This window comes from Actinoplanes sp. NPDC051633 (assembly GCF_040681735.1).
GTDB lineage: Bacteria > Actinomycetota > Actinomycetes > Mycobacteriales > Micromonosporaceae > Actinoplanes.
In genome coordinates, this window is sequence record NZ_JBFAZH010000400.1 from 1 (window position 1) to 6168 (window position 6168).

The window sequence follows — 6168 nt, forward strand, 5'->3', positions numbered from 1 at the left end:
GGGTACGGCCGGCGCCAGTGACCTGCGCCGGGCCCGCCGGATCTGCCGCACCCTCGAACGGCAGGGCACCTGGTCGTACGCGGTGAACGCCCAGGCCGTCGCCGGCCGGGTGGCGGCCCGGCTGGGCCGGCGGCGGGACGCGGTCGAGGCCTGGCACCGCGCGGCCGAGCTGGCCCGCAAGAGCCCGATGCTGGTCCGGATGCGCGGCAGCGTCGCCGGTGCGATGGCGGCCGCGCTGCAGGCCGACGACGCGGGCGTGCTCGCGCACTGCCGCCGGGGGTTGACCGATCTGGCGCGGCACCGGTCCGCGCTGCCGTCGGTGGAGCTGCGCGTGCTCGCCTCCGGCCACGGCGCCGAGCTGGGCCGGCTCGGTCTCGAGGTGATGATGCGCGGCGGGTCCGCGCCGCGGGTGCTGGACTGGATGGAACGCACCCGGGCGGCCGCGCTGCTCGCGGTGGAGCCACCCGGCGGCACCGATGTGGACGATCTGGAAGCGCTGCGCGGCATCCACGCCGAGCTCGAAGGGCTGGCCGCGGCCGGCGACCGCACGGCGGTGATCCCGGAGCCGCTGGTGGCGCGGCAGAAGTCGATCGAGGACCGGATCCGCCGCGCGAGCTGGCGGCGCCGCTCCGACCACCAGGCGGTGACCGCGACGATCAAGCCGGCCCGGCTGCGGTCAGCGCTGGACGGGCGGGTGCTGGTCGAGTACGCGAACCTGAACGGCGACCTGGTGGCCGTGGTGGTCGAGCGGCGCCGCAGCCGGGTGGTCCGCCTCGGCCCGGCGGCCGCGGTGCTCGGCCAGATGCGCACGCTGTTCTTCGCGCTGCGCCGGATGACCCAGCCGCTGCCCGAGTCGTCACTGGCGGCGGCCCGGCTCAGCGCCGACTCGCGGGTGGCCCGGTTACGCGCGATGCTGCTCGCCCCGCTGGCCCTGGCGCCGGACGCCGAGCTGGTCATCGTGCCGGTCGGTGACCTGCACGGCCTGCCCTGGTCGGCGCTGTGGGACGAGCCGGTGTCGCTGGCGCCGTCGGCCGGGATGTGGGCGCGCACGGCCGGCCTCGGCGAGCCGAGCGGCGGGACGATCCTGGTGGAGGGCCCGAGCCTGCCGGGCGCGACCACCGAGGTGCGGCGGCTGCGTGAGCTGTATCCGGACGCGGTCGCGCTGAGCCCACCGCGGAGCACGGCCGCCGAGGTGCTGGCCCGGCTGGACGGTGCCGCCCTGGTGCACCTGGCCTGCCACGGCTGGTTGCGCGCGGACAACCCGCTCTTCTCGTCGCTGGTGCTCAGCGACGGGCCGCTCACCGTGCAGGAGCTGATGACCAGCGGGGTCGCGCCGCACCGGCTGGTGCTGGCCGCGTGCCAGTCCGGCGCCGACGTCGCGTACGCGGGCGACGAGGTGGTCGGCTTCATCAGCTCGCTGCTGGCCCGGGGCACGGCCGGGGTGGTGGCCAGCGTCGCCGCGGTGCCCGACGTGGCCGCCATCGACCTGATGCACGCCCTGCACGAACACCTCGGCCGGGGCCTGACCCTGGCCCGCGCGCTGCACGCCGCCCGGGCCGGCCTGGACCGCGCCGATCCACCGAACTATGTGAACTGGTGCACGTTCAGCGCGTACGGAGCAGCCTAAGGGCTGACCCTGAGATGTATCAGGGTCGACAGTCGGGTCTCTGACTCAGCGTGGAAGTCGCCAGGGAAGTCAAAGTGGACGCCGACACCGGTCGCCGGCGCAGCGCCGCCGTGCTCTTCGCCGACCTCACGGGCTTCACGCAGCTGGTCGAGACGGTCGAGCCGGAGATCGTCTACCAGGTGGTGCGGCCCCTTCTGGACGATCTCGTCGCGATCGCGCTCCGTCACGGCGGCGAGATCCAGCAGGTGCTCGGCGACGGTTTCATGTGCGTCTTCGGGCTGCACGACACGATCGGCGACGAGGCCGACCGTGCGATCCGGGCCGGGCTCGCCATGGTCTCGGCCGGTGGCACCCGGTCGGTCCGGCCGTCGGTGCACGCCGGGGTCGAGTGGGGAGACATCTTCGTCACCGGGTCCTGGCCGCCGGCGGGGTACGGCGTGTGGGGCAAGGCGGTGAACCTGGCGCAGCGGCTCTGCTCGGTCGCCGGGCCGGGCGAGCTGCAGATCGGCCCGGGCGCGCACGCCCGCGCCGGCCGGGCCGCGATCGGTGTGCCCGCCGAGCAGTCCCGCCTGAAGGGCATCGCCCACCCGGTGATCAGCCACCGGGTGCAGGCCACCCCGCCCCGCTACAAGCTGGTCTGATAGGCCAGCACCCCGCGGTTGATCGCCGACATCGCTTTGCGTGCCGCCTCGCGCACCCCGGCCGAGGCGGCACTCGCGTCCTTGATCTGGGCCAGCAGGTCGAGCACCTGGCGCGCCCAGCGGACGAAGTCGCCGGCCGGCATGTCGGTGTCGTAGCTGGTGCCTCCGCTGGCCAGGACCTTGCCCAGCGGCTCACCGCGTGCCCAGCGGTAGATCGGCCACACGAAGCCGGGGTCGGGCTCGCGGGTCAGCGACAGCCCGCGCTCGGCCTCGGCGCTCTCGATCTCGGCCCAGAGCTTGCCGCAGGCGTCGACAGCGGCCGAGGTCGCACCCTTGGGCACGGAGACCCGCTCGTCGCCCTCGCGCCGCGACTCGTAGAGGACCATCGACACCGCGCCGGCCAGCTCCTCGGGCGCCAGCCCGTCCCACACGCCGTGCCGGAGGCACTCGGCGACCAGCAGGTCCGCCTCGGTCCAGATCCGGCCGAGCATCCGCCCGGGCTCGGTCACGTCGCCGTCATCGGTCAGGTAACCCCGATCGGTCAGCACCGCGCACACCTGGTCGAAGGTGCGGGCCAGCGACCCGGTGCGGCCGGCCACCTTGTCCCGCAGCGCCTCGGTGTCGCGCTGCAGCCGATGCTTACGCTCGGCCCACCGGGCGTGCTCCTCGCGCTCGGGGCAGGCGTGGCAGGGATGCTGCCGCAGCTCCACCTTGAGCAGCGCGACCTCGGCGTCCTCCCCGGTGCCCGGCTGGTTGCGCCGGCGCCGGCCGTCGCCGTGCCGGTCGAGGCCGGTGGCGCTGATCCGGGCGGCGAGGTCGCGGCGCGCGGCGGGCGACCGGGCGTTGAAATTCTTGGGTACGCGAATGCGCTCCAGCACGTCGACCGAGCCGGAGAACTCCGCCGGGCTGACCCGGCCGGCCCACCTGTCCTGGGTGAGCACCATCGGCCGCGGCTCGCCGAAGCCACCGCCCGGCGGCTCGAGCACCACGGCGAGCCCGGCCCGGCGGCCCTGCTGCACCCGGATCACGTCGCCGATGCGCAGCCGCTCCAGCGAGGAAACCGCGGCCGCCCGGCGCTGCTGCACACCCTGCCGCGCCAGCGCACGCTCGCGGTCGGCGATCGCCACGCGGATCGCGAAATACTCCTCGAAGTCGCCGTGGTGGCAGGTCTCCTCCGCGCCGTACGACTCGATCGTCTCCAGGTTGCGCTGCACCTGACGGGCCAGCCCGACCACCGAGCGGTCGGCCTGGAACTGCGCGAACGACGACTCGAGCAGCTCTCGCGATTTCGCCACCCCGACCGAGCCGACCAGGTTGACCGCCATGTTGTAGGACGGCCGGAACGAGGACCGCAGCGGATAGGTGCGGGTGGACGCCAGACCGGCGACGTGGCGCGGGTCGATGTCGGGGCTCCACAGCACCACCGCGTGGCCCTCGACGTCGATGCCGCGCCGCCCGGCCCGGCCGGTGAGCTGCGTGTACTCCCCCGGGGTCAGGTCGACGTGCGCCTCCCCGTTGAACTTCACCAGGCGCTCCAGCACCACACAGCGGGCCGGCATGTTGATGCCCAGCGCGAGGGTCTCGGTGGCGAACACCGCCTTGACCAGGCCCCGGACGAAGCACTCCTCGACCGCCTCCTTGAAGGCCGGCAGCATGCCCGCGTGGTGGGCCGCGACGCCGCGCTCGAGGCCGTCGAGCCACTCCCAATAGCCCAGGACGCTCAGGTCCTCGCCCGGGATCGAGGCCACCCGGGCCTGGGCGATGCGGCGGATCTCGGCGCGCTCGTCGCTGTCGGTCAGCCGCAGCCCCGCGGCCAGGCACTGCTGGACGGCCGCGTCGCAGCCGGCCCGGCTGAAGATGAACAGGATCGCGGGCAGCAGGCCCTGCCGGTCGAGCCGCTCCACCACCTCGGCGCGCGGCGGCGGCTGCCACCGCCGGCTCTTCCCGCCGCGCCACCCGGAGGCGGCACGGTCGGTCAGCTCGAGCCGGCGCTGCATCTCGCGCGAGTAGCGCAGCAGCTCGGGGTGCACGTCGTGCTTGCGGGCCGCGTCGGCGTCGTGGAAGAGGTCGAACATGCGCTTGCCGACCAGCACGTGCTGCCACAGCGGGACGGGCCGATGCTCACTGACGATGACCCGCGTCTCGCCGCGGACGGTGACCAGCCAGTCGGCGAACTCCTCGTAGTTGCTGACCGTCGCGGACAGCGAGACCAGCGTGACCGACGCGGGCAGGTGGATGATGACCTCCTCCCACACCGCGCCACGGAACCGGTCGGCGAGGTAGTGCACCTCGTCCATCACCACGTAGGCCAGCCCGGCCAGCCCGGCCGAGCCGGAGTAGAGCATGTTGCGCAGCACCTCGGTGGTCATCACCACCACGGGAGCGTCGCCATTGATCACGTTGTCGCCGGTGAGCAGCCCCACCTTCTCCGGCCCGTAGCGCTCGACCAGGTCGTGGTATTTCTGGTTGGACAACGCCTTGATCGGGGTGGTGTAGAAGCACTTGCGCCCGCCGCCCGCCCGCAGCGCCAGGTGCACCGCGAACTCGCCGACCACCGTCTTGCCGGCCCCGGTCGGCGCGCACACCAGCACGCCACTGCCGCGCTCGAGCGCCTCGCACGCCTCGCGCTGGAAGTCGTCGAGGTCGAACCCCACGTCCAGCATGAAGTCGTCGAGGGCAGGGAAATCGGCCGCCTGGGCCGCCCGCCGTCTCGACGCCGCGTAACGATCGGCGGGACTAGTCATGACCACAAGACTAGGCCGGGGGTGTGACACCTTGCGAAACCGGCGGCTCGGTATCGTGCGAGGCGTGCCGGATCCCGACTCTCCCATCGATCACCGCCCGGTCGACGCGGTCCTGTTCGATTTCCACGGCACACTGGCCCAGGTGGAGAACCCGGTGGCGTGGGTGCTCGCGGCCGCCGCGGCGTGCGGCGCCGACCTCGACCGGGCGCAGGCGACGATCTTGGCGGATCGGCTGGTCACGGCGGGCCGGGCGGGCGGCCCCGTGCCCTACCGGGTCCCTCCGCACCTCGCCGAGCACTGGGCCGACCGGGACTTGTACGAGCACGCGCACCGCGCGGCGTACACCGGGCTGGCCGCGACCGTGTCGACCGACGTGGAGGGGCTCGCCGACGCCCTCTACGAGCGCCTCCTGGGCCCGGACGGCTGGTTGCCGTACGCGGACACCGAGCCGACCCTGCGCACCCTGCACGAGGCCGGCATCCGGGTCGGCGTGGTCAGCAACATCGGCTTCGACATCCGCCCGCACTTCGCCGCCTGGGGGCTGGACGGCCTGGTCGACGCGTTCACGCTGTCCTACGAGGTGGGCCGCTGCAAGCCCGACCCGGCGATCTTCCTGCGCGCGTGCGGCATGGTCGGCGCCGACCCGGAGCGCACGCTGATGGTCGGCGACACGCCTGCCGACGCGGGCGCGGTGCGGGCGGGCTGCGCGGCGCTGGTCCTCCCGGCGGCCGAGCCGGGCCGGCCCAACGGCCTGGGCGCCACGCTCGCCCTGGCCGGCTGCACTACTTGAGGAGGCGGACCGCGCCGGGAACGCAGGTGATCGTCATCGGCAGCGGGCCGACGCGCTCCCCGTCCGCGTACCCCACGATGTCGTCCGCGTGGATCCGCACCTCGCGGGCCCGGTAGGTGGTCACGCGGGAGTCGGTGACGTGCGTGCCCTTGATCAGCCGCGGCCGCAGGCGGGCCAGCGTGACCCGGCCCATCGGCGCCGCGACCAGCACGTCCAGCAGCCCGTCGGTGGGATCCGCGCCGGGCAGGATCCGCATCCCGCCGCCGTAGCTCTCACAGATGCCGATCGCGACCAGCACACCCTCGAAGCCACGGTCGACGCCGTCCAGCTCCAGTGCGTACACCCGGGCTCGAAGCCTGGCCATCT

Annotated in this window: 4 protein-coding genes and 1 pseudogene; 3 read left to right on the forward strand and 2 right to left on the reverse strand. The window is 73.9% G+C overall.

Annotation, left to right across the window (positions count from 1 at the left end; genetic code table 11):
* On the forward strand, window positions 1–1627 hold a 1627-nt coding region (locus tag AB0M20_RS21805), incomplete at its 5' end, for a CHAT domain-containing protein (protein ID WP_364300817.1).
* Window positions 1628–1701: 74 nt separating this feature from the next.
* Window positions 1702–2268, forward strand: a complete 567-nt coding sequence (locus AB0M20_RS21810) for an adenylate/guanylate cyclase domain-containing protein (protein ID WP_364300819.1) — start codon at window positions 1702–1704, stop codon at window positions 2266–2268.
* Here the strand turns inward: AB0M20_RS21810 and AB0M20_RS21815 are convergent.
* On the reverse strand, window positions 2253–5012 hold the full coding sequence (locus tag AB0M20_RS21815; RefSeq protein ID WP_364300821.1) for a DEAD/DEAH box helicase: 2760 nt from the start codon (window positions 5010–5012) through the stop codon (window positions 2253–2255). The two genes, AB0M20_RS21810 and AB0M20_RS21815, sit on opposite strands and share 16 nt — an antisense overlap.
* A gap of 64 nt (window positions 5013–5076) precedes the next feature.
* On the opposite strand from AB0M20_RS21815, the gene AB0M20_RS21820 reads away from it, so the two are divergent.
* Window positions 5077–5802: an HAD-IA family hydrolase gene (locus tag AB0M20_RS21820; RefSeq protein WP_364300823.1), complete on the forward strand. Its 726-nt coding sequence runs from the start codon at window positions 5077–5079 to the stop codon at window positions 5800–5802.
* Here AB0M20_RS21820 and AB0M20_RS21825 read toward each other — a convergent pair.
* Window positions 5795–6168, reverse strand: a pseudogene (locus AB0M20_RS21825) (sphingosine kinase); the annotation flags it as partial. The gene AB0M20_RS21820 and the pseudogene AB0M20_RS21825 sit on opposite strands and share 8 nt — an antisense overlap.